Source organism: Modestobacter caceresii (assembly GCF_000761485.1).
In the GTDB taxonomy this organism is placed as follows: domain Bacteria; phylum Actinomycetota; class Actinomycetes; order Mycobacteriales; family Geodermatophilaceae; genus Modestobacter; species Modestobacter caceresii.
In genome coordinates this window covers 1-21,477 of the sequence record NZ_JPMX01000037.1, presented here as the reverse complement: position 1 = coordinate 21,477, position 21,477 = coordinate 1, and the positions used below count along the sequence as shown (strand labels likewise).

Sequence of the window (21,477 nt, the reverse complement as noted above, 5' to 3'; positions counted from 1 at the left end):
TCGGTGCCGGCGGACCCCGCGGACGTGTCGCCGGGTCAGTCCCCGCTGTCGGTCGGACGCCGCCACTCATCGCCCCAGGTGCTCTTCACCCGCTCGGTGATCCACGCCTCCAGGTCGGCCAGGCGCTCGTCGGCCTGCTCCTGGGTCAGGTCGCCGTCGGTGACGGCCTGGGTGACGCGCTCCTGCGCGGCCGCGACCAGGGCGTCGACCAGGGGGTCCACGGCCACGCCCTGCTCCTCGGCCACCGAGGCGAGCGTGGCGCCGTCGGCCTCCAGGGCCGTGCGCAGCTCCTCCTCGGTCATGCCCAGGGCCGACGCCGCGGTCCCGAGGCCACGACCGCCGCCGGGTCCGCCGCCGTGCCATCCGCCGTGCCCGCCACGGAGGTCGGCCGCGTCGAGGGTGGCGGCCACCTCGTCGACCTGCTCCTGGGTGAGGGAACCGTCCGAGACCAGCCCGGCCAGCGCCTCGGTGATCCGGTCGACCCGCGAAGAGCCCGTGGCGGCGGGGTCGGCCGAGTCCGTGTCGGCCAGGGCCGGGACGGCGACGGCGACGCCACCCGCGGCGAGCAGCCCGGCTGCGGTGAGGGTGATCAGCTTCGTGCGCACGATGGTCTCCTCCAACTCCGGTCGGGCGATCCGACCGATGTCGTGAGCGTCGGCCGAGCGGCTGTGCGCTCGCTGTCGTGCCCATGGGCCTCGCCTGTCGGGATTGGGCCCGCTCCGGCGTGCGATCGACGTGCCCGGGAGGTGGGGCCCGACGCGGACCGACCTCCGACGTCCGGCTGGGTCAGGGCGTTGCGAGGACGGCCAGGAGCTCGTCGGCGTATCGGCGCACCGCGTCGGGTGAGGGCTCGCCCACGGGGTCGAGCCGGCGGAGTTGCAGGTGGCCGAGGTACGCGGCATAGGCGATGCGGGCGCGGTCGTGAGCGCGAGCCCGGGGGAGGCCGAGCTCCAGGAACAGGTCGGTGAGGAAGCCGACGCGGGAGGCGGTGACGCGGGCCAGTGCCGGGACGACCTGGGGGTGGGTCGCGGCGGAGTGGACCGCGTGCTCGAAGCGGTCCTCGTCCGCGTCCCGGAAGACGACCCCGAGGAGCATGCGGAGTCGCTCGCGGGGATCGGCGACCTGGCCCAGCTCATCGACGACGGCTCCGGTGGCGAGCTGCTCCCACACGTCGAGCACCGCCGTCACCAGCTCGGCCCGGTCGGCGAAGTGCCAGTAGAAGCTCCCCTTGGTGGTGCCCATCCGCGCCGCCAGTGGCTCCACGGCGAGTGCTTCGATCCCGCTGTCGATCACCGCTGCGAAGCCGGCGTGGACCCAGTCGTGACGGGTGAGGCGGCCACCCGTCGTCTTCTTGACCACGCGGAAGACCCTACCGTACGGTCCCGTATGGACAGAGACCGTACGCAACCGAATGGTCGGAGGTCGTGGTGCGGAATGCCCATGAACGGATCGTCACGGCACCGTTCGCGCAGGTCGCCGAGCTGCTCGACGGCCTCGGCGCCGACGGCGACCGGCTGTGGCCCGGTGACCGGTGGCCGCCGATGGTCCTCGACCGCGGACCGGAACCCGGCAGCGCAGGGGGGCACGACCGGGTGCGCTACTCGGTGGAGACGGCGGAACTGAGCGGACCCGTCCGCTCGGTGGCGTTCCGCTTCGCGCCGCAGACGGAGCTCGTCGGCACGCACTGGTTCGCCGTCGAGGACCTGGGCGACGGACGGGTGCAGCTGCGCCACGTCATCGACGCACAGCCGATCCGGTGGATGCGGATCGGCTGGCCGCTGGTGGTGCGGTGGCTGCACGACGCCCTCATCGAGGACGCGTTCGATGGTGCCGAGGCGGTGCTCGCGGGTGAACCGGTCCAGCGGCGCAGGCTGTCCCCCTGGGTGCGGGCGATGCGCAGTGCGGCCCGCCCTGCCGGCGCCCGGCCGGAGCCCGAGGCGGCCCTCCGGTCCCGGCGCGTCGCGGCCGACGCCACCACCGCGGCGCTGGTCGGCGTCGGTGCGCTGCACGCGGTGTGGGCGCTCGGCATCCCGTGGCCGGCCCGCGATGAGAGGTCGCTCGCGCAGACCGTCGTCGGCAGCAGCACCTTCCCGTCGGCCACCGCGACCTGGTCGGTCGCCGGCCTGCTCGGGGCCGCCGCCGTGGTCGTGCAGTCACGCGTCCGCCCGGGCCGCCGCGTCGCGGTCGTCCCGTTCCCGGTCGCGGACCTGGGCGTGCGCACGGTCGCGGGGGTGCTGGCGTTGCGCGGCGGCGCGGGCCTGGTCGTCTCCGCGTCGGGACTCGGCAACGCCACGGCGGTCTTCCGGGCACTCGACCTGGCCCTCTACTCCCCGCTGTGCCTCGCGCTCGCCTGGGGTACGCGACGCACCTGGGCCGGTGGCGCGCCACCCGCGACCGGGCCTCATGGTCTGCGCGAGGTGCCGAGCTGCGTCACCGCTCCCTGCTCGACGCGGTGAGGCCGACGGACAGCCCGACGCCGACCACCGCGATGCCCAGCCACACCAGCGGCCCGGGCGCCGCACCGCCCATCGCCACGCCGACCCCGGCGGCGGCGACGGGGGCGACACCGGTCAGCAGGCCGGCGCGCGCGGTGCCCAGCCGGCCGACGGCGGAGTACCAGAGCACGAAGGCGACCGCGGTCATCCCGACCGCCAGGTAGCCGACCGCGGCGAGCTCGCCGCCGGTCAGCTCGGCGGCCGCCGTCGGTCCCTCGGTGGCGAGCCCGAGCGCGCCGAACACCACCGCCGCGAGCCAGGTGGTGTGCACCGAGACGCCCCACGCGCCGTGTCTGGCCAGCAGCGGGACGGCGAGCAGCGTGAACCCGGCCTCGCAGGCCAGGACGACGACCGCCCAGGCCAGCCCGATCGCGTCACTGCGGCCCAGGCCCTGCACCAGCCCGGCGCCGACGGTGACCACCGCGGCCGCCAGCAGCACCCGGGCCTCGGGACGCCGTCCGGTCATCAGCGGCCCCACCGCCGCGAGCGCGATCGGCACGCTGGCCACGGCCACCCCGAGCACGGCCGGCTCGGCGTGCTCGGACCCGCGCACCAGCGCCACGTTGAACAGCACCATCCCCGTGCCGACGATGCCGAGCAGCCAGGCCCACTCCGCCCCGCGCGGCCTGGTCACCGACCGTCCGGCCAGTCGGACGAAGCCGAGCAGGATGAGGCAGGCCGCCGCGTACCGGAGCGACTGGGCGGTGAACAGGGGGGCATCGGAGAGGACGGCGGAGATCGCCACGCTGCTGCCGACGAAGCCCATCGCGGTCGCCCCGGTGAGGACGGCGGCCGCCGCCGACTGCTGCTGGGGTGCTTCCACGGTGGTCGTCATGGCTGCCATGCTGCTGGCCTGCTGGTCCACCGTGGAGGGCCAATCACCGTCGTCGGGAGTGGACCAATGCGCGGCGCTGACTTCCCCCAGCTCGACCCGGCGGCCGCACCGGCGCGCGGACTGACCGACTGGCTGACCGCCGAGGTGCGGGCGGCGGTGCTGGACGGCCGCCTGGCGGCGGGCGACCGGCTGCCGGCCACCCGCGCACTGGCCGGTGACCTGGGCATCGCCCGCGGTGTGGTGGTCGAGGCGTACCAGCGGCTGGTGGACGAGGGGCTGGTCGCGGCCCGGACCGGGTCGGGGACCGTCGTCCTGCCCCGGTCGGTCGCGGCGCCTGCCCGCCCCGCCGTCGACACACCCGCCGGCCCCGTGCGCCTGCCGCTGCCGACCAACCGGCCGGCGGCGGAGGGCGAGATCGACCTGTCGCCGGGGGTGCCCGACCTGGCGGCGTTCCCGCGGGCGGCCTGGCTGCGGGCGGAACGGGCGGTGCTGCGGGACGCGTCGGCGGCGGACCTGGGCTACGGCGACCCGCGGGGGAGCGCCCGGCTGCGGGGCGAGCTGGCCGGCTGGCTCGGCCGGACCCGAGGCCTGCGGGTCGCGCCGGAGCAGGTCCTGGTGGTGTCCGGGGTGGCGCAGGCGCTGGCGCTGCTGGCCCAGACGCTGCGGTCGCGGGGCGCGGACTCGGTCGGTGTGGAGGACCCGGGGTCGCGGGGCGCGCGGGAGGAGTTCGCCCACTGGGGGCTGCGGCCGGTCGGGGTGCCGGTGGACGCCGACGGCCTGGTCGTCGAGGGGATGCCGGCCGTGCCGGCGGTGATGGTGACGCCGGCGCACCAGTTCCCGACCGGGGTGGTGCTGTCGCCGGGGCGGCGGCGGGAGCTGCTCGCGTGGGCGCGGGACGGCGGCGGGCTGGTGATCGAGGACGACTACGACGCCGAGCACCGGTACGACCGGGCACCCGTGCCGGCGCTGCAGCCGTCGGCACCGGAGCACGTGGCGCACACCGGGAGCACGTCCAAGACGCTGGCGCCGGGGATGCGGCTGGGCTGGCTGGTCGCGCCGTCGTCCCTGGACGCCGACCTGGTGGCGGCGAAGCACGCGAGCGACCTCGGCAGCCCGGCGCTCCCGCAGCTCGTGCTGGCAGAGCTCCTGCGGTCAGGCGAGCACGACCGGCACCTGCGGCTGGTGCGCGGGCGGCAGCGGGCCCGGCGGGATGCACTGGTGACGGCGCTGGCTCAGCACCTGCCAGGTGCGGTCGTCTCCGGGGTGGCGGCCGGACTGCACGTGCTGATCACGTTCCCCGGCTCGGACGCCGACGACGTCGAGCTGGCCAGTTCCGTCCGGAACGCAGGCGTCGTCGTCCACCCGCTGTGCTGGCACCGGATGACCCCCGGCGACCCCGGCCTCGTCCTCGGCTACGCCGCCAACGCCCCCGACCGCCTCCGCACCGCGATCGAGCGGCTGGCCGACGCTCAGCCCCGGCGGCCGAGGAGGTAGCCGACCCACACGCCGAGCAGTGTGAGCAGGCCGCCGCCGGCGGCGCCGACCAGCAGGGGCCGCGCCTCGGCGGGCACCCAGCCACCCGCAGCAGCCGGGGCCTTGGCGTAGGCGACCGGGGCGGGGGCCGCGTCGGCGGACGTTCCCGCGGGAACGTCGGCGGCGATCGGGATGACGTCGGCCACCACGTTCGGCTCCACCAGTTCCTTGTCCACTGCCGAGAAGAACTGCCCGGCCATCTTCTTGGCGACGCCGGTGATCATCCGCTGGCCCACACCTGCGACCGCGCCACCGACCACGGCGTCCGCCGAGTACGTCAGCTCCGTCCCGTCACCCGAGGGCGCCAGGTTGATCTGCACGGTGGCCCGCACCGATCCCGGCCCACCCGAGCCGGACGCGTGCATGACGTACGACTTCGGGAACGACAGGTCGGAGAGCCGCACCTCGCCCGCGTACTTCCCGCGGATCGCGCCCACCCCGGCCGAGACGACGATCGTGTAGCTGTCCTCGCCGACCTGCTGCAGCGACTCGCAGCCCGGGATGGTCCGCGCCAGCACCGCCGGGTCGGTGATCACCGCCCAGACCTGCTCCGGGGCCGCCGAGAGGACCGCACTGCCGTCGAGGTTCACGCCATCGCTCCAGAGTCGTGGGGGGAAGAGTTGGTCACGCGCTCGGCGTCCGAGCGCACCAGGTCGTACAGCTCGGTGGGGGAGATCGGCATCGCCGCGATCCGTCGTCCCACCGCGTCCTCGATCGCCGAGGCGATCGCCGCCGAGCCGGGGATGACGCCGGCCTCGCCGGCGCCCTTGATGCCCAGCTCGTTCAGCGGCGACGGCGTCGACTGGTGGTCGATGTCGACGTCGGGCACCTCGGAGGCGTACGGCATCAGGAAGTCCATGAACGAGGCGTTGGTCAGCTGGCCGTCGCGGTCGTAGGCCATCCGCTCGTACAGCGCCCCGCCCACGCCCTGCGCGACGCCGCCGTGCACCTGCCCCTCGACGATCATCGGGTTGATGATCGTGCCGCAGTCGTGCACCACCGCGTACTGCTCGATCTGGATCTCCCAGGTCGCCGGGTCGATCTCCACGACCACGGCGTGCGCGCCGGAGGCGAAGGTCGAGCGCAACGGGGAGTAGTAGTCGGTGTGCTCCAGCCCCGGCGCGTCCCCGACCGCCACCGGCGGCTTGGAGTCGTCGCCCGGCCCGGAGAACTGGGTCGCCTGCCGCGCCGCCTCGTCGAAGGCGTAGCGCAGCGGGTTGGACAGGACGGCGACCGTGCGCAGCGGGATGGAGGCGCCCGGCGTCCCCTTCACCTGGACCAGGCCCTCGTCGATCTCCAGGTCGGCCGGATCGGCCTCCAGCACCTCGGCGGCGATCCGCAGCGCCTTCTCCTTCACCCCGCGAGCCGCCAGAGCGACGGCGTTGCCGCTCACCACCGCGGCCCGCGAGGCGAACGTGCCGACCGCGTACCCGAAGCGCCGGGTGTCGCCGGTGGTGACCACGACGTCCTCCATCGGAACGCCGAGCTCCGCGGCCGCCAGCTGGGCGAACACCGTCTCGTGCCCCTGGCCCTGCGAGGTCAGCCCGGTCGAGACCAGCACCTTGCCGCTGCCCAGGACCTGGACGTGGGCGCCCTCGTACGGCCCTGGCCCGGTGCCCTCGACGTAGGGCGCCATCCCGATGCCCAGCAGCTTCCCGCGCGCCTCGGCCGCGGCCCGCCGCTCGGCGAACCCGTCCCAGTCGACCAGCACCTTGAGCTTGGCCATCATCGCCGGGTAGTCGCCGGAGTCGTAGATCAGCGGCCGGCCGTCCTGGAACGTCAGGCCCCAGTCGTAGGGGAACTGGTCGGGCTGGATCAGGTTCCGCTCCCGGACCAGTGCACGGTCGATCCCGAGCGCCTGGGCGATCCGGTCCATCGTGCGTTCCATCGCGAACGTGCCCTGCGGCCGCCCGGCCCCGCGGTACGGCGTGACGATGACGGTGTTCGTGTAGACGCTGTTCACGCGGGCCCGGTAGACCGGGATGTCGTAGGGGCCGCACAGCTGGGTGGCCGTGTTGATCGGCACGATGATCCCGTAGGGCGTGTACGCGCCGTTGTCGTGCCAGACGAGGACGTCGAGGGCCGTGATCCGCCCGTCGTCGTCGTACCCGACGGTGATCTCCTGCCGCTGCTGACGCTCGTGGGCACTGGAGATGAAGTGCTCGCGCCGGTCCTCGGTCCACTTCACCTCGTGCCCGAGCCGCCGCGCGGCCATCGGCACGAGCAGCTCCTCCGGCCACGGGTGCACGATCTTCACGCCGAACCCACCGCCGACGTCCGGCGCGATGACCTCGACCTTCTCCATCGACAGCTCGAGCTTGGCCGCGATCGCCGCGCGCACCGACGTCGACGCCTGGGTGGAGGAGTAGACCCGCAGCGAGGAGTCGGCGTCGTCCCAGCGGGCGTGCACGCCCTTGCCCTCCATCGGCATGGAGGCGCTGCGCTCGAAGTACTGGGTGAAGGAGAGCGTGTGCGCGCTGGCGGCCAGCGCCGCCTCCACGTCGCCGGTCTCCTGGTGGTGCCGCGCCGCGATGTTGTCCGGTACGTCGTCGTGCACGGTGTGCTCGGCGGCCTCGGCCGCGTCGACGCCCACCACGACCGGCAGCTCCTCGTAGCTGACCTCGATCAGCCCGGCGGCGTCCTCGGCGATGTACCGGTCGGTGGCCACCACCATCACGATCGGCTCGCCCACGTGCTGGGCGACGTCCTTCACCAGCGGGTAGCCGGTGCGCGGGGCGGTGAGCTGCGGGTGCGGGATGAGCACCGGCAGCGGCTCGGCCAGCGGGCCGGTGAGGTCCTCGTAGGTGTAGATCGCCAGCAGGCCCTCGACGTCCATCGCCGCGCTGACGTCGATGTCGAGCACCCGGGCGTGCGCGTACGGGCTGCGGACGAAAGCGGCCGCGTAGGCGCCGGAGCCGATGTCGTCGAGGTAGCGCCCCTGGCCGATGATCAGCCGGGCGTCCTCGCGCCGGCGCACCGGCTCCCCGAAGAACTTGGTCGTCACCGGACCGTCCTCCCCACGACCACCAAAATGGCCATTTTGGTGGTCATCGGGCGGCCTCGTCGCGCATGGTCGCTGCTGCGTGCCGGCAGGCCTTCTTGATGTTGGCGTAGCCGGTGCAGCGGCACAGGTTGCCGCCGACCAGCTCCTCGACCTCCTCGTCGGTGATCTCCACCGACGGGTCGCGGGCGTCCAGGCCGGCCGCGATCGTGGTCAGGAAGCCCGGCGTGCAGAAGCCGCACTGCAGCGCGTGGCACTCCCGGAACGCCTCCTGGATCGGGTGCAGCACCTGCCCGCCCTGGTGGTCCGAGCGGGACAGCCCCTCGACGGTGGTGACCTCGCGGCCGTCGACCTGCACCGCGAGCACCAGGCAGGAGCGGGTGGGCTGTCCGTCGACCAGCACCGTGCACGAACCGCAGACGCCGTGCTCGCAGCCCACGTGCGTGCCGGTCAGCCCGAACTCGTGCCGGAGCGCGTCCGACAGCAGCCAGCGGACCGGCACGGTCGCTTCACGTGGAACACCGTTGACGACGACGGAGATCGCCCGCTCGGTACGAACCTCGGTCACGCGGTCCTCCTGGCTGCTTCGGCGCCGGCGTCGGCCAGCGTGCGGGCGGTGAGGGTCGCGACCAGCAGCCGCCGGTAGTCGGCGCTGGCGTGCAGGTCGCCGTCCGGGTCGACCAGGCCGCGGGCCAGCTCGCCCGCCGCCGTCCAGTCGGCGGTGTCGACCGGCTGGCCGACGACGGCGTCGGTCAGGTCATGCACCTCGGGCACCAGCCCGACGGAGAGGTAGGCGGCCCGGGCGGAGCTGACCCGCCGGTCGGCGTCGAGCGTGACGACGACGCCCGCCCCGCAGACCGCGTAGTCGCCCTTGCGTCGGGCGATCTCGGCGAACGCGGTGCCCGACCGCTCCGGCAGCGCCGGGAAGAAGGCGTCGAGGACGACGGCCGGCCCGTGCACCGAGGTCTCCAGCGGCCCCAGGAAGAAGTCGCCCCAGCCGATCGTCTCGCGCCCCTCCGGCGTCGCGACCGTGACGGAACCGTCCGTCAGTGCCAGCACCGCGGTCATCTCGCCCGAGGGGTCGGCGTGCGCGATGGAGCCGACCGTCGTCCCGCGGTTGCGGATGGCCGGGTGGGCGACGTTGGCCGTGGCCCGGCCGAGCAGCGGCTGCACGCCGGCCGCCTCGGACGAGGCGAGCAGCTGGGCGTGCCGGACCAGCGCCCCGACCCGCACCCCGTCGGGGCCGGCGGAGATCTGGTCGAGGCCGGGCACCCGGTTGATGTCGACGAGGGTGCTGGGCGCGGCCAGTCGCATCGACAGCAGCGGCAGCAGTGACTGCCCGCCGGCGAGCACCTTCGCGCCCTCGCCCTCGCTGGTCAGGACGTCGAGCGCCTCGTCGACCGAGGTCGGGTCGGCATAGCCGAACGGAGCGGGCTTCACCGGGTGCGGGTCACCTCCGAGTGCGGGTCTACGGATCGGGGAAGGCGCAACTGTGTCACCGGATCCTGGGACACGGAAGTACCTCAGCGCTAAAACTTCGTCGCCTCGATCCGGCCGTAGAATTACCTCACCGCTGAGACATTTTCTCCGGTAGCGTCCCGCCAGGTGAGCGACAGTCCAGTTCGGCACGTCTCCCTGCGGAGCGGCGTCTACGCCGACTCCGTCCGGCTCATGCAGGTCAGTCGCGAGATCGGTGACCGCCCCGGCGTGCACACCGTCGTCGTCGCGATGGCCACGCCGCTGAACCTCGAGCTCGCCGCCGGCATGGGCCTGGCGCCCGACGGCGAGGCGAAGCCCGACCAGTTGCTCATCGCCTTGACCGCCACGGACGACGCGGAGCTGGCCGCCGCGGTCGCCGCCGTCGACGCCGCGCTCACCGCCCGCGCCGACCGGGGCGAGACGCAGACCATCCCGGCCCGCACGATCGGCGCCGGCCTGGACGGCGCCGCCGACCCGGCGCTGGCGATCATCAGCGTGCCCGGGCCGTACGCGGTCGCCGAGGCCGCCGACGCCATCGCCGCCGGCCGGTCGGTGCTGATCTTCAGCGACGGGGTGCCGGTCGAGCACGAGGTCGCGCTCAAGCGGGCCGCGCACGACGCCGGTGTGCTGGTGATGGGCCCCGACTGCGGGACGGCGATCGTCTCCGGCCTCGCCCTCGGCTTCGCCAACGTCGTCCGCCGTGGCCCGGTCGGCCTGGTCGCGGCCTCGGGCACCGGCGCCCAGCAGGTCAGCTGCCTGCTCGACGCGGCCGGGGTCGGCGTCTCGCACGTGCTCGGCGTCGGCGGCCGCGACCTCTCCGAGGCCGTCGGCGGGCTGGCCACCTTGGACGCCCTGGCCGCGCTGGACGCCGACCCGGCCACCGAGCGGGTGCTGCTGGTCTCCAAGCCCCCGGCGCCCTCGGTCGCCGCCCGGGTCGCCGAGGTTGCCCAGGGGTTGTCGGTCCCGGTCCGCTCCGCCGCGCTCAGCCCGGAGCAGCCCGACCTCACCGCCGCGGTCGAGGCACTGCTCGGTGACCTGGGCATCGCCGTCCCCGAGTGGCCCTCCCGGCCCGGGACCGCGGACGCGGTGCCGGACGGCGCCGTCCTCAAGGGCTTCTACTCCGGCGGCACCCTCGCCGACGAGACGATGCTGATCGCCGCCCCGACCCTGGGCGACATCCGGTCCAACACCCCGCTGCGCCCCGACCTCGACCTCGGCACCGACCTGGCCGCCCGCGGCCACGTGGTCGTCGACTTCGGCGACGACGCGCTCACCGTCGGCCGGGCGCACCCGATGATCGACCCGACGCTGCGGCTGGAGGCGATCGCCGGCCTCGCCGCCGGCGGGGAGCCCGCCGTCCTGTTGCTCGACGTCGTCCTCGGCCACGGGGCCGACGCCGACCCGGCCGCGACCCTGGTCCCCGCGCTGCAGTCGGCCGGCCTGCCCACCGTGGTGGCGCTGGTCGGCACGGAGGGCGACCCGCAGGGCTGGTCGCGGCAGGCCGACGCCCTCGCCGAGGCCGGCGCCGCGGTCTTCGCCTCCAACGCGGCCGCTGTCCGCTACGCACTCGCGCTGTTGGGAGACCAGGCATGACCGAGCCCCTCGGCGGACTGCTGTCCGCCCCGCCGTCCATCGTCGCCGCCGGCGTCGAGGTGTTCTCCACCGCGCTCCGGCAGCAGGGTGCGAGCGTCACCGACGTCGACTGGCGCCCGCCGGGCTTCGGCAGCGCCGAGGACCTCACCCAGCTCGCGCTGGACCCGCGCCGCGCGGCCGCCAACCGGGTCGCCGTCGAGCGGGTGCTCGCCGCGGGCTCGCTGCTGGTCGACGTCCGGCCGGCCCGCGAGGTGCTGGACCTGCCTGACCGGATGCTGCTGCACTCCGGCCCGCCGCTCACCTGGGAGACCGCCTCCGGCCCGATGCGCGGCGCGCTCATCGGCGCCTGTGTCTTCGAGGGCTGGGCCGCCGACGTCGCCGACGCCGAGCGCATCCTGGCCGCCGGCGAGATCGCCCTGGACCCCTGCCACCACCACCGCACCGTCGGCCCGATGGCCGGGGTGACCAGCCCGTCGATGTGGATGTGGTGCCTGGAAGACCCGGCCAACGGCGGGCAGGCCTGGTGCAACCTCAACGAGGGCCTGGGCAAGGTCCTGCGGATGGGCGCCTACAACGACGAGGTGCTCACCCGGCTGGCCTGGATGCGCGACGTGCTCGGCCCGGTGCTCCAGCGCGCCGTCCGCAGCCGCCCCGAGCCGCTGGACGTCAAGGCGATCCTCGCCCAGATGCTGCAGATGGGCGACGAGGGGCACAACCGCAACCGCGCGGGCTCGCTGATGGCGCTGCGCGAGCTGTCGCCGTCCATCGTCGGCGTCGACGCGCCGGCCCAGGACATCGCCGACGTGCTGCGCTTCATCGGCGGCAACGAGCACTTCTACCTGAACCTCGGCATGCCCACGGCGAAGCTCGCGATGGACGCCGCCCGCGACGTCCCCGGGTCGTCGATGGTCACCGTGCTGTCCCGCAACGGCACCGAGTTCGGCATCCAGACCGCCGGCACCGGCGACCGCTGGTTCACCGCCCCGGCCAACACCCCGGTGGGGCTCTACCTCGGCGACTACGGCCCCGAGGACGCCAACCCCGACATCGGCGACTCCGCGATCATGGAGGCCTACGGCGTCGGCGGCTTCTCCATGGCCGCGGCGCCGGCGATCGTCCGGTTCGTCGGCGGCACCGTGCCCGACGCCCTGGCGACCACCGAGCGGATGTACCAGCTCACCCTGGCCGAGAACCCGGCGATGCAGATCCCGATCATGGGCTTCCGCGGCTCCCCGACCGGCATCGACGTCCTCCAGGTCGCCCGCACCGGTTGGTTGCCGCAGATCAACACCGGCATGGCCGGCCGGGTCGCCGGCACCGGTCAGGTCGGTGCCGGGCTCGTGCAGCCGCCCCAGGCCTGCTTCGAGCAGGCGCTGGCGGCACTGGCCGAGGAGTCCCGCGCGGCCTGACGGGCCTGGACCTCGGTCCCATGTGCTGACGACGGCACCGCGCCCTGGCCGCCGGAGGACGGTGCTCGTTACCTCCCCGGGGCAGCGGGTAGTCGCCGACGACGGTCGGTACCGGCCGCGACGCCGACGGAGGGTGGGGCCATGGCCAGCTGCGAGGTCTGCGGGAACGACTACCGGCTGAGCTTCGAGGTGCACGCCGCCGGGGCGGTGCACACCTTCGACAGCTTCGAGTGCGCGATCCACGCGCTCGCGCCGGTGTGCGAGCACTGCGGGGTGAAGGTGGTCGGGCACGGCGTCGAGGCCGACGGCGTCTTCTTCTGCTGCGCGTCCTGCGCCCGGACGCACGGGCAGCTGGAGAGTGCCGAGCAGTTGGTCGACCATGCCGGCCGGGCCCCGGACGAGCGTTGACCGTGGACGCCTACCCGATCGTGCGCGGCCTCGTGCGGCCGCTGATCTGGGGCCTGTTCCGACCGCGGGTCGAGGGGGCGGAGCACTTCCCGGCGACCGGGCCGGTGATCCTGGCCGGCAACCACCCCTCCACCCTCGACCAGTTCTTCCCCCCGGTGCTCACCCGCCGGCGGGTGACCTACCTGGCCAAGAGCGAGTACTTCACCCGCCCTGGGCTGCTGGGCCGGGGGATGCGCCTGCTCCTGGAGAGCATCGGCATGGTCCCGCTGGACCGTGGCGGGGCCACGGCCGCCGAGGCCGCGCTGCGGCGCGGTCGGGAGGTGCTCGCCGGTGGCGGGGTGCTCGGCATCTACCCCGAGGGCACCCGGTCACCCGACGGCCGGCTGCACCGCGGCAAGACCGGGGTGGCGCGGCTGGCGCTGACCACCGGGGCCCCGGTCGTGCCGATCGCCGTGATCGGCAGCCGCGCCCTGATGCCCCCGGGCGCCCGGCTGCCCCGCCCCGGCCGGGTGGTCGTCCGGATCGGTGCACCGCTGGACTTCTCCGACCACCCGGGGCCGGCGGACGACGGAGCGGCGCTGCGCAGTGTGACCGACGAGGTCATGGCCGAGCTGCAGCGGTTGTCCGGTGCCGAGTACGTCGACCGGTACGCCGCCGATGTCAAGGCCGAGGGGCGCGACCGCGCGGCCTGAACCGCCGACGCCCGCGCTCAGCCGGGGAGACGGACGGCGAGCAGGGCCACGTCGTCGTCGACCCGCCCACCGAGCTCGCCCAGCAGGCCGTCGCAGAGCCGGTCGAGGGGTTCGCGGCCGGTCCGGGTCAGCTCGTCGACCAGCCAGGCCAACCCGTCGTCGAGCGGTGCGCCCCGCCGCTCGACGAGTCCGTCGGTGTAGAAGAGCAGCGTGTCGCCCGGGCACAGCCGCAGGGTGTGGTCGGTCCGCGGGGCGCCGGGTGCGATGCCGAGCAGGCTCTCCGGGGGGCGATCGAGCATCGTGACCCCGCCGTCGGCCTGCGCCAGCACCGGTGGCGGGTGACCGGCGTTGGACCACCGGAGCAGCCGCGTGCCGTCAGCGGCATCGGGCGCCCGCGCGTCGATCCGCGCCACGCACACCGTGACAAGCGTGTGCAGCCCCAGACCGGCGAGCACCTCGTCCAGGGTGCGCAGCACCTCGGCCGGCGAGCCCGTCGAGCGCTGGGCGATGGCCTGGAGCATCGCCCGGGTCTGGGCCATGCTCGCCGCCACCGGTGCGTCGTGCCCGGCGACGTCCCCGATGACGAGCATGGTGCTCCCGTCCGGGAGCGAGAAGGCGTCGTACCAGTCGCCGCCCACCTGGGTGTGCCGGCTGGCCGGCAGGTAGCGCACGGCCGACTCCAGGCCGGCCACCTGTGGCGGCGTCCCGAGCAGGTTCAGCTGCAGCGCCTCGGCCATCTGCAGCGCGGCCTCGGTGGTGGCCGCCTGCGCGCTCAGCCGGGCCAGCTGGGCCTCGCGGCGCAGCCGCAGGGTGCAGGCGCCCACGGCAAGGACGCCGCCGACCACCACCGCGAGCAACCGGACCACCTGGGGGAGCAGCGTGCTGGCGGTGTACTGCTCGTCGTAGACGCCCAACAGCGCCGCCAGGACGAGCGCCAGGACGGCGTAGCCGATCGTGGCTCGCCGGCCGAGCGTCGTCGCCGCCAGCAGCGGGGCCATGACGACCAGGCCCAGGATGACCTGCCCGGGCCCACTGAGGAGGTCGGTCGCGGTGACGACGGCCAGCACCGCCGCGGGCAGCGCCCGCTGCAGGCGTTGCAACCTCGTCACCGGAACAGCTCCTCGTCCGTCCGGTCTCCCCCCGCGGGCCCGGTGCAGCGCCCAAGGTAGCGAACCGGCTGGTCAGGCTCACGCACCCCGGGCGGGTGGGCTCGGCGGCGTCGACCAGGCGACCGCGGAGCAGCTGGTCGAGGCCGCCCACCAGGTCTGCCCCTACTCCAACGCCACCCGCGGCAACGTCTCGGTCACCCTCGAGACCACCGTCGCCTGACGGCGGACGCCGGCCGAGGCCCGCCGCCCCGCACGAGCGCGGAGCGGCGAGCCCGTGGACGGGTCAGGCCTTGACGATGGCGGCGACCGGGCCGCCGCCGGACGGGCCCTGGTGCACCGCGGCCACCGACACGAACACCGCCGGGTCGCCGGTCACCGACGCGGCGACGCCGCCGACGGTGGCCTTGATCTGCCGGTGCCAGAAGACGTCGGAGTCGTCGAGCATCGCGTTGCGCCGGCCGCGGACGTAGCCGGTCGGGTCGGCCTCGCACTTGAGGAAGACGTTGACCAGGTTGCCGTCCAGGTCGGAGGTGTGCGGGCGCTCCGGCAGCTCGAGGCCGGCGTCCCGGATGGCGTTCCAGATGCCGTCCTGGTCGAGGGCGTCGGTCATCACCGAGTGGCCGATCCGGTAGTCGCCGCCGTGCCCGCGGGCGTTGCCGACGACGATGATCTGCGCCCGGTCCAGCTCGACGCCCGAGGAGCAGGAGGCGACCGCGCTGAACAGGTCGAAGTCGCGCATGACCTGCTTCTGCTCCGGCATCTCGATCTCGCCCAGCGCCAGCGCGATGCCCAGCGCCGTCGTCCCGTTGGAGAGGTCCATCGAGCCGTGCGGCTCGTCGTAGTACGTCTCCTGCCCGCGGGACTTGGCCTCGCGGATCGTCTCGATGGTCAGCAGCGGCGTCTTGGTCTGCACGTAGTGGACGTCGGCCGGGTCGGTGATGCCCGCCTCGGCCATGGCCCGGCGCACGCCCTCGGCGACCTTCTCCACCATGGTGAGCCGGCCGATGTCCTCGGGCAGCAGCACCTCGCTCATGGCGAACCCGACGGTCAGCCGCGGCTCGTCGGTCTTCTCCACCGAGTCCTCGGGCAGCGTGGCGAAGATGGTGGCGTGCGGGCTGATCACGCCGTCCGTGCCGCCGGACCACACGATCGGGATCTCCCCGACCTCCTCCTTGCTCCGCGAGCCCTTCTCCATCAGCACCTCGCGGAAGGCGCGGTCGGCGATGATCCGGGTGTAGTCGTTGACGCCGCCGTTGCCCTCGGTCTTGCCGATGACGGCGATGACCCGGTCGGCCTCCATGACGCCGTCGTCGATGAGCTTGGCGAGCTCGGAGGCGTCGCTGACGTTGTGCAGCGGGACCTTGCGGACCTCGATCGGTGCGGGCATGGCTACTCCTTCTGTGCGGTGAGGACGGTGCCGACGTCGTCACGGGCGACGGCGTCGGAGATGGAGGTCAGTGAGGTGATGACGGCGCGTGCGCCCCGGCGGCCGGTCTCGGGGTCGGCGACGAACCGGAGTGCGGCCTCGACCTTGGGGCCCATGCTGCCGCGGGCGAACTGGCCGGCGTCGGCGTGGGCACGCATCTCGGCGACGGTGACCCGGGTGAGCGGCCGGGCCGAGGGGGTGCCGAAGTCGACCATCACGTGCGGGACGTCGGTGGCGATGACCAGCGTGTCCGCGCCCAGTTCCCGGGCGAGCAGGGCGGCGGTGAGGTCCTTGTCGATGACGGCCTCCACGCCGATCAGCGCATCGCCGTCCGCGGCGCCCGGGACCACGGGCACGCCGCCTCCGCCGGCGCAGACGACCACGAACCCGGCGCCGCTGAGCGCCGAGATGGCCGGGACGTCGACCACCGACAACGGCTCGGGCGAGGCGACCACCCGCCGCCAGCCGCGCTCGCCGCGGTCCTCCCAGTTCTGCCCGAGGTCGATGAAGCGCTGGGCCTCGTCGCGGGGCAGGTGTCGGCCGACCGGCTTGGACGGCGTCGCGAAGCCCGGGTCGGCGGGGTCGACCAGGGTGCGGGTGACCAGGGCCGCGGTGCGTTGCGGCGAGCCGAGGGCGGCCAGTGCGGCGTCCAGCTCGTCGGCGAAGGTGAAGCCGATGGTCGCCTGGGTCTGGGCGACGTTCCAGTCCAGCGGGACCGGTGGCACCACGTGCGCGGCCAGCTCGTTCTTGACCAGCAGGTTGCCGACCTGGGGGCCGTTGCCGTGGGTGAGCACCACCTCGGCCCCGGTGGCGACGACGGCGGCCACGTGCCGGGCTGCCACCGCGATGGCGTCTCGCTGAGCGCGTGGGGTGGCGGAGCCGTCGGCACCGGTCATCGCGTTGCCGCCCAGGGCGATGACGACACGAAGGGGGAGGGCCATTGCGTGACCCTAGCGGTGAAGTGCCTTAGCGGTGAAGTACCTCCGCGAGAATCAGGCGGCGGCCGCGCTCCCGGGCCGGAGGACGACGGCCGGCCGCTCGGCCGTGCGGAGCACCCGGACGGGGTCGGCAGGCTGTTCCCAGCTCTCGGCCAGCGCGGCGATCGCCGCGAGGGCCTCTTCGTGCAGCCGGGCGATGGCGGCCAGGCCGGCGGTGGTCGCCTCCTGGACGACGGTCTGCGGGCCGAAGGGGACGGCGTCGTCCGCGTCGGTCGGGTCCTCGAGGGCAGCCGGAGTGGTCACCCTCCCCTCATCGGCAGTCCACCACCGGATCGGGACCCACCGTTCTCGGATCGTCGTCCCCGAGCTGGTTCAGCGGCGCCAGAAGTCGAAGCGGTCCCGGCCGGGGCGGAAGCCGGCCTGCTCGACGACGTCGACCGCCAGGTCGAACCGCTGCCCGACCAGGTGCGGCTGGTGGCCGTCGCTGCCGAAGCTGACGGCGTCGCCGCCCTCCTCGCGGTACCAGCGGAGCAGCCCGACCGACCACAGCGGGCTGGTGGTGTTCACCTCGAGGGCCCGGCCGCTGCCGGCCAGCGCCCGGAAGACCGCCCGGTACTCCTCCTCGAACACGGCTTCCGGGTACTGCTCCCGGCCGCCGGGCCAGTAGCGCCGGGGGTAGTCGCAGTGGGCCAGCACCTGGAAGACGTCGCTGCTCTCGATCATCGCCACCATCTCGGTGAGGTAGCGGCGCATCGTGGCGACGACGTCGACGCCCGGGGCGTGGAGCAGCCGGTTGACGCCCATCAGCCGGCCGTCGACCGGCAGCGAGTGCAGGGAGCCGAGCACCCGGTCGACCGGGGAGGCGCCCAGGTGCGCGGCGACGCTGGCCCCGAACAGGTGCGGCTCGCCCGCCTCGACGCCGGACCAGACCCGCAGCGTCGGGAACCGCTGGCGGGCCTCCCAGATCGTCTCGGCGTAGAGGTCGACGTCGATCGGCAGCTGGTTGGCGGGGTGGCGGTCGGTCAGCCCCTGCGCGGTGGCGCGGTCGGCGGCGTCCCAGACGGTGAAGTCCAGGTGCTCGGTGAAGGCGATGGCCGGGAGGCCGATCTCCACGGCGCGCTCGCAGGCGCGCAGGAGCGAGGCTCGTGGGCCGGTGTCCCACGAGAACTCGGAGTGCACGTGGTTGTCCGGGGGCAGCATCGAGGTCCATCCAACCGGTCGTCCACAACCACCGCACGCCCAGGTGCCCGTTGTCGGTGCCGCCGCCTACGGTCGGGGGCATGAGCACCGCTGTCGAGACCGATCTGGCCGATGAGGCGCTCGGCGTCCTGCGCGAGCTCACCGGCCGAGCCGACGCCGTCTTCCGCGAGGGGCAGGACGCCGCCGTCACCGCGCTCGTCGAACGGCACCAGCGTGCCCTGGTCGTGCAGCGCACCGGCTGGGGGAAGTCCGCGGTCTACTTCGTCTCCACCGCCCTGCTGCGCCGCCGCGGTGCCGGCCCCACGCTGCTGGTCAGCCCGTTGCTCGCGCTGATGCGCGACCAGGTGGCCGCGGCCGCCCGCGCGGGCATCAAGGCCGTGGAGATCTCCAGCTCCAACGTGACCGAGTGGGACGACATCAACGCCCGGCTCGCCGCCGACGACGTCGACGTCCTGCTGGTGTCCCCGGAGCGGCTGACCAACCCGCGTTTCCGGGACGAGCAGCTGCCCAGCCTGGTCGAGCGCTGCGGGCTCCTCGTGGTCGACGAGGCGCACTGCGTCTCCGACTGGGGGCACGACTTCCGCCCCGACTACCGCCGCATCCGCGACCTGCTCGGTCAGCTGCCCGCCGGCACCCCGGTGCTCGCGACGACCGCCACGGCCAACGAGCGGGTGGTCGCCGACGTCGCCGAGCAGCTCGGCGCCGGCGGGGTCGAGGTCACCACGGTCCGGGGCCCGCTGGCCCGCGACTCGCTGCGGCTGGGCGTCCTGCGGCTGGACACCGACCGCGCCCGGCTGGCCTGGCTGTCGGCGCACATCGGCGACCTGCCGGGCAGCGGCATCGTCTACACGCTCACCGTCGCCGCGGCCGAGGAGACGGCGGCGCTGCTGCGCGACGCCGGTCACGAGGTCCGCGCCTACACCGGGCGACTCGACGACGCCGACCGCAAGGACGCCGAGGAGGCGCTGCGGGAGAACCGGGTGAAGGCCCTGGTCGCCACGTCGGCGCTCGGGATGGGCTTCGACAAGCCCGACCTGGGCTTCGTCGTCCACCTGGGCGCACCGTCGTCCCCGGTGAGCTACTACCAGCAGGTGGGTCGTGCCGGCCGCGCCGTGGCCAACGCCGACGTACTGCTGCTGCCCGGCCCCGAGGACATCGCGATCTGGCAGTGGTTCGCCACCTCCTCCATGCCCCGGGAGGACCACGCCGCCGCCGTCCTCACCGCGATGGCCGACGGCAAGGCGTGGTCGGTCGCGCGCCTGGAGACGGTGGCCGACGTGCGCCGCTCCCGGCTCGAACTGCTGCTCAAGGTGCTCGCCGTCGACGGAGCGGTGGAGCGGGTGCAGGGCGGCTGGCGTTCCACCGGCGTCCCCTGGGTCTACGACGCCGACCGGTACTCGCGGGTCACCGCGACCCGGGAGGCCGAGCAGCGGTCGATGCTCACCTACGCCCGACCCGTGGACACCGCCGAGTGCCGGATGGCCTTCCTCCAGACGGCGCTCGACGACCCGACCGCCGCCCCCTGCGGGCGTTGTGACGTCTGCGCCGGCCCCTGGTACCCCACCGACGTGCCGGCCGGGGCGGCCGAGGCTGCCTCCGCGCGGCTGGACCGTCCTGGCGTGGAGCTCGCGCCGCGGGCCCAGTGGCCCACAGGCGCCGACCGGCTGGGCGTCGAGGTGAAGGGCAAGATCGCGGCCGGCGAGCAGATCGCCACCGGTCGCGCCGTGGCCCGGCTGACCGACCTGGGCTGGGGTCAGCGCCTGCGCACCCTCCTGGGGGACGACGGCGTCGGTGGCGTGGCGAGCCTGGCGGAGGACATCGAGGCGCCCTCGATCGAGGAGGACCCGGACGCCGCCTACGACGTGAGCCACCGGGTCATGCGGCCCGGCCTGCCCAACGACGCACCGCCGGACGAGGAGCTGCTCAAGGCCTGCGCGCGGGTGCTGGGCGCCTGGGACTGGTCGCAGCGACCAGCCGGCGTGGTCGCGATGCCGTCCCGGCGGCGGCCGGCGCTGGTGACGGGCGTGGCGCAGGGGCTGGCGCAGCTCGGGCGCCTGCCCTACCTGGGGGCGCTCGACCTGGCGCACGGCGGCCCCACCGGCGGGCCGGGCGGCAACAGCGCCTTCCGGCTGGCGGGCGTCTGGCAGCGCATCGTGGTCGGGACGGAGCTCCGCGACCGGTTGGCCGAGCTCGGCGACGCCCCGGTGCTCCTCGTCGACGACCTGGCCGACTCGCGCTGGACCATGACCGTCGCCGGTCGGGAGCTGCGGCTGGCGGGTGCCGGTGCGGTGCTGCCGTTCGTGCTCGCACTCAGCGCCTGAAGAAGGGCCTCCCTGCCCCACCACTCGCGACCTCGTGGCGGGACCTGCAGGGAGGCCGAGAGCTTGTCCACAGGGTTTCGAACACCTGTGCGAAACCGCGGGTAGCCTTCCTGCATGTCGCTCGCGCACCAGCCGTCCATCTGGGACGTCGCCGACGAGGCCGCGCTGACCCCCCTTGCAGGGCGGATCTCCCGGCACCAACTGACCCGCGGCGCCTGGGTCGACCACCTCCCCGGCTGGATCGAGGGCTCCGGCAGCGTGCTCGACGTCCTGCTGGGTGACATCGGCTGGCGGGAGGACCGCCGGCAGATGTACGACCGCGACGTGGCCGTCCCCCGCCTGCTGCGCTGGTACGGGGGAGACGAGGTGCTGCCGCATCCCGTGCTCACCGAGGCCCGCACCGCCCTCGACGACCACTACCGGCCAGAGCTGGGGGAGCCGTTCGTGACGGCCGGCATGTGCCTGTACCGCGACGGCCGGGACAGCGTCGCCTGGCACGGCGACCGCATCGGGCGCAGCCGCACCGAGGACACGATGGTCGCCATCGTCTCGTTCGGTTCGCCCCGGCCGCTCCTCCTCCGGCCGGTGGGCGGCGGCGACAGCCAGCGCTTCAACCTCGGCCACGGTGACCTGGTCGTGATGGGCGGCTCCTGCCAGCGCACCTGGGAGCACTGCATCCCGAAGACGACCAGGACGGTCGGCCCACGCGTCAGCGTCCAGTTCCGCCCCCGCGGCGTGGCCTGAGGCGCGTTCTCCCTGCTCAGCAGCGCACGAGGACCATTCGAGGGGGGTCCCCGGGGACCCCCCTGCAGAACCCCTCCGAGGGCGTGTATCGTTCTCCATGCACCAAGCGAGAACGGACCGGGCCGCAAGGCCTGGGAAACCGCCGGAAGAACCCCCGAGGTTCGACTGCTGCGGAACTTGGTGTAGAGTGGAAATCACCGCCACGAAGAACGGCCAAGAAATTGGTCGGGTTTCGTGCGCGTCCGCTCCTTGAGAACTCAACAGCGTGCCGAAAGTCAGTGCCAAGTATCAATA

20 protein-coding genes are annotated in these 21,477 nt (G+C 74.2%); 8 read left to right on the top strand and 12 right to left on the bottom strand.

Annotated elements, in window-relative coordinates:
- Window positions 1–35 precede the first annotated feature (35 nt).
- Complete coding sequence (locus IN07_RS23915) at window positions 36–605, bottom strand: hypothetical protein (protein ID WP_156119109.1); 570 nt, start codon at window positions 603–605, stop codon at window positions 36–38.
- Window positions 606–786: 181 nt separating this feature from the next.
- The gene (locus IN07_RS09495) at window positions 787–1,359 is read right to left on the bottom strand and encodes a TetR/AcrR family transcriptional regulator (RefSeq protein WP_064972391.1); all 573 of its coding nucleotides are present in this window, start codon (window positions 1,357–1,359) and stop codon (window positions 787–789) included.
- Between the two features lie 68 nt (window positions 1,360–1,427).
- Here IN07_RS09495 and IN07_RS23910 point away from each other — a divergent pair, with 68 nt between their 5' ends.
- Window positions 1,428–2,456, top strand: a complete 1,029-nt coding sequence (locus tag IN07_RS23910; RefSeq protein ID WP_156119107.1) for a DUF3995 domain-containing protein — start codon at window positions 1,428–1,430, stop codon at window positions 2,454–2,456.
- On the opposite strand, the gene IN07_RS09485 is transcribed toward IN07_RS23910, so the two are convergent.
- A complete protein-coding gene (locus IN07_RS09485; RefSeq protein ID WP_036335437.1) occupies window positions 2,431–3,330 on the bottom strand; it encodes a DMT family transporter in 900 nt (299 codons plus the stop codon). The two genes, IN07_RS23910 and IN07_RS09485, sit on opposite strands and share 26 nt — an antisense overlap.
- A 66-nt stretch (window positions 3,331–3,396) precedes the next feature.
- On the opposite strand from IN07_RS09485, the gene pdxR reads away from it, so the two are divergent.
- The gene (gene pdxR, locus IN07_RS09480) at window positions 3,397–4,824 is read left to right on the top strand and encodes a MocR-like pyridoxine biosynthesis transcription factor PdxR (protein WP_036335427.1); all 1,428 of its coding nucleotides are present in this window, start codon (window positions 3,397–3,399) and stop codon (window positions 4,822–4,824) included.
- Here the strand turns inward: pdxR and IN07_RS09475 are convergent.
- The 4 genes from IN07_RS09475 to IN07_RS09460 are packed head-to-tail and all read right to left on the bottom strand — an operon-like array spanning window position 4,800 to window position 9,304.
- Window positions 4,800–5,453 carry an SRPBCC family protein gene (locus IN07_RS09475; RefSeq protein ID WP_036335426.1) on the bottom strand — a complete coding sequence of 218 codons (654 nt, stop codon included), beginning with the start codon at window positions 5,451–5,453 and terminating at the stop codon, window positions 4,800–4,802. The two genes, pdxR and IN07_RS09475, sit on opposite strands and share 25 nt — an antisense overlap.
- The gene (gene cutA, locus IN07_RS09470; protein ID WP_036335425.1) at window positions 5,450–7,867 is read right to left on the bottom strand and encodes an aerobic carbon-monoxide dehydrogenase large subunit; all 2,418 of its coding nucleotides are present in this window, start codon (window positions 7,865–7,867) and stop codon (window positions 5,450–5,452) included. Before cutA ends, IN07_RS09475 begins: the two co-directional genes overlap by 4 nt.
- A gap of 43 nt (window positions 7,868–7,910) precedes the next feature.
- Complete coding sequence (locus IN07_RS09465; protein ID WP_036335424.1) at window positions 7,911–8,432, bottom strand: (2Fe-2S)-binding protein; 522 nt, start codon at window positions 8,430–8,432, stop codon at window positions 7,911–7,913.
- Window positions 8,429–9,304: an FAD binding domain-containing protein gene (locus tag IN07_RS09460; protein ID WP_036335423.1), complete on the bottom strand. Its 876-nt coding sequence runs from the start codon at window positions 9,302–9,304 to the stop codon at window positions 8,429–8,431. Before IN07_RS09460 ends, IN07_RS09465 begins: the two co-directional genes overlap by 4 nt.
- Window positions 9,305–9,469: 165 nt before the next feature.
- On the opposite strand from IN07_RS09460, the gene IN07_RS09455 reads away from it, so the two are divergent.
- The 4 genes from IN07_RS09455 (at window position 9,470) to IN07_RS09440 (ending at window position 13,445) form a co-directional block, all read left to right on the top strand.
- Window positions 9,470–10,936 (top strand): FdrA family protein, encoded by a 1,467-nt coding sequence (locus IN07_RS09455; protein ID WP_036335422.1) that lies wholly within the window; start codon window positions 9,470–9,472, stop codon window positions 10,934–10,936.
- Window positions 10,933–12,345, top strand: coding sequence for a YlbE family protein (locus IN07_RS09450; RefSeq protein ID WP_036335421.1), 1,413 nt, complete (start codon window positions 10,933–10,935; stop codon window positions 12,343–12,345). Before IN07_RS09455 ends, IN07_RS09450 begins: the two co-directional genes overlap by 4 nt.
- A 141-nt stretch (window positions 12,346–12,486) precedes the next feature.
- Window positions 12,487–12,753: a hypothetical protein gene (locus IN07_RS09445; RefSeq protein WP_036335420.1), complete on the top strand. Its 267-nt coding sequence runs from the start codon at window positions 12,487–12,489 to the stop codon at window positions 12,751–12,753.
- A gap of 2 nt (window positions 12,754–12,755) precedes the next feature.
- Entirely contained in the window at window positions 12,756–13,445 is a 690-nt protein-coding gene (locus IN07_RS09440; protein WP_036335419.1) for a lysophospholipid acyltransferase family protein, read from the top strand.
- A gap of 17 nt (window positions 13,446–13,462) precedes the next feature.
- Here the strand turns inward: IN07_RS09440 and IN07_RS09435 are convergent, their stop codons facing one another.
- The 5 genes from IN07_RS09435 to IN07_RS09415 form a co-directional block, all read right to left on the bottom strand.
- Window positions 13,463–14,554, bottom strand: coding sequence for a PP2C family protein-serine/threonine phosphatase (locus IN07_RS09435; RefSeq protein ID WP_231558072.1), 1,092 nt, complete (start codon window positions 14,552–14,554; stop codon window positions 13,463–13,465).
- 283 nt (window positions 14,555–14,837) lie between these two features.
- Window positions 14,838–15,941, bottom strand: coding sequence for a barbiturase (gene bar, locus IN07_RS09430; protein WP_036335418.1), 1,104 nt, complete (start codon window positions 15,939–15,941; stop codon window positions 14,838–14,840).
- A 2-nt stretch (window positions 15,942–15,943) separates the two neighbouring features.
- Window positions 15,944–16,921, bottom strand: coding sequence for a carbamate kinase (locus IN07_RS09425; protein WP_036335417.1), 978 nt, complete (start codon window positions 16,919–16,921; stop codon window positions 15,944–15,946).
- Window positions 16,922–16,972: 51 nt separating this feature from the next.
- Entirely contained in the window at window positions 16,973–17,221 is a 249-nt protein-coding gene (locus tag IN07_RS09420; protein ID WP_036335416.1) for a hypothetical protein, read from the bottom strand.
- A gap of 69 nt (window positions 17,222–17,290) precedes the next feature.
- Window positions 17,291–18,118: a PHP domain-containing protein gene (locus IN07_RS09415; protein WP_036335415.1), complete on the bottom strand. Its 828-nt coding sequence runs from the start codon at window positions 18,116–18,118 to the stop codon at window positions 17,291–17,293.
- Between the two features lie 80 nt (window positions 18,119–18,198).
- Between IN07_RS09415 and IN07_RS09410 the strand changes: the two genes are divergently transcribed.
- Together IN07_RS09410 and IN07_RS09405 are read left to right on the top strand one after the other, a co-directional pair.
- The gene (locus IN07_RS09410) at window positions 18,199–20,439 is read left to right on the top strand and encodes a RecQ family ATP-dependent DNA helicase (RefSeq protein ID WP_036335414.1); all 2,241 of its coding nucleotides are present in this window, start codon (window positions 18,199–18,201) and stop codon (window positions 20,437–20,439) included.
- 114 nt (window positions 20,440–20,553) lie between these two features.
- The gene (locus IN07_RS09405) at window positions 20,554–21,183 is read left to right on the top strand and encodes an alpha-ketoglutarate-dependent dioxygenase AlkB (RefSeq protein ID WP_036335413.1); all 630 of its coding nucleotides are present in this window, start codon (window positions 20,554–20,556) and stop codon (window positions 21,181–21,183) included.
- Window positions 21,184–21,477 lie beyond the last annotated feature (294 nt).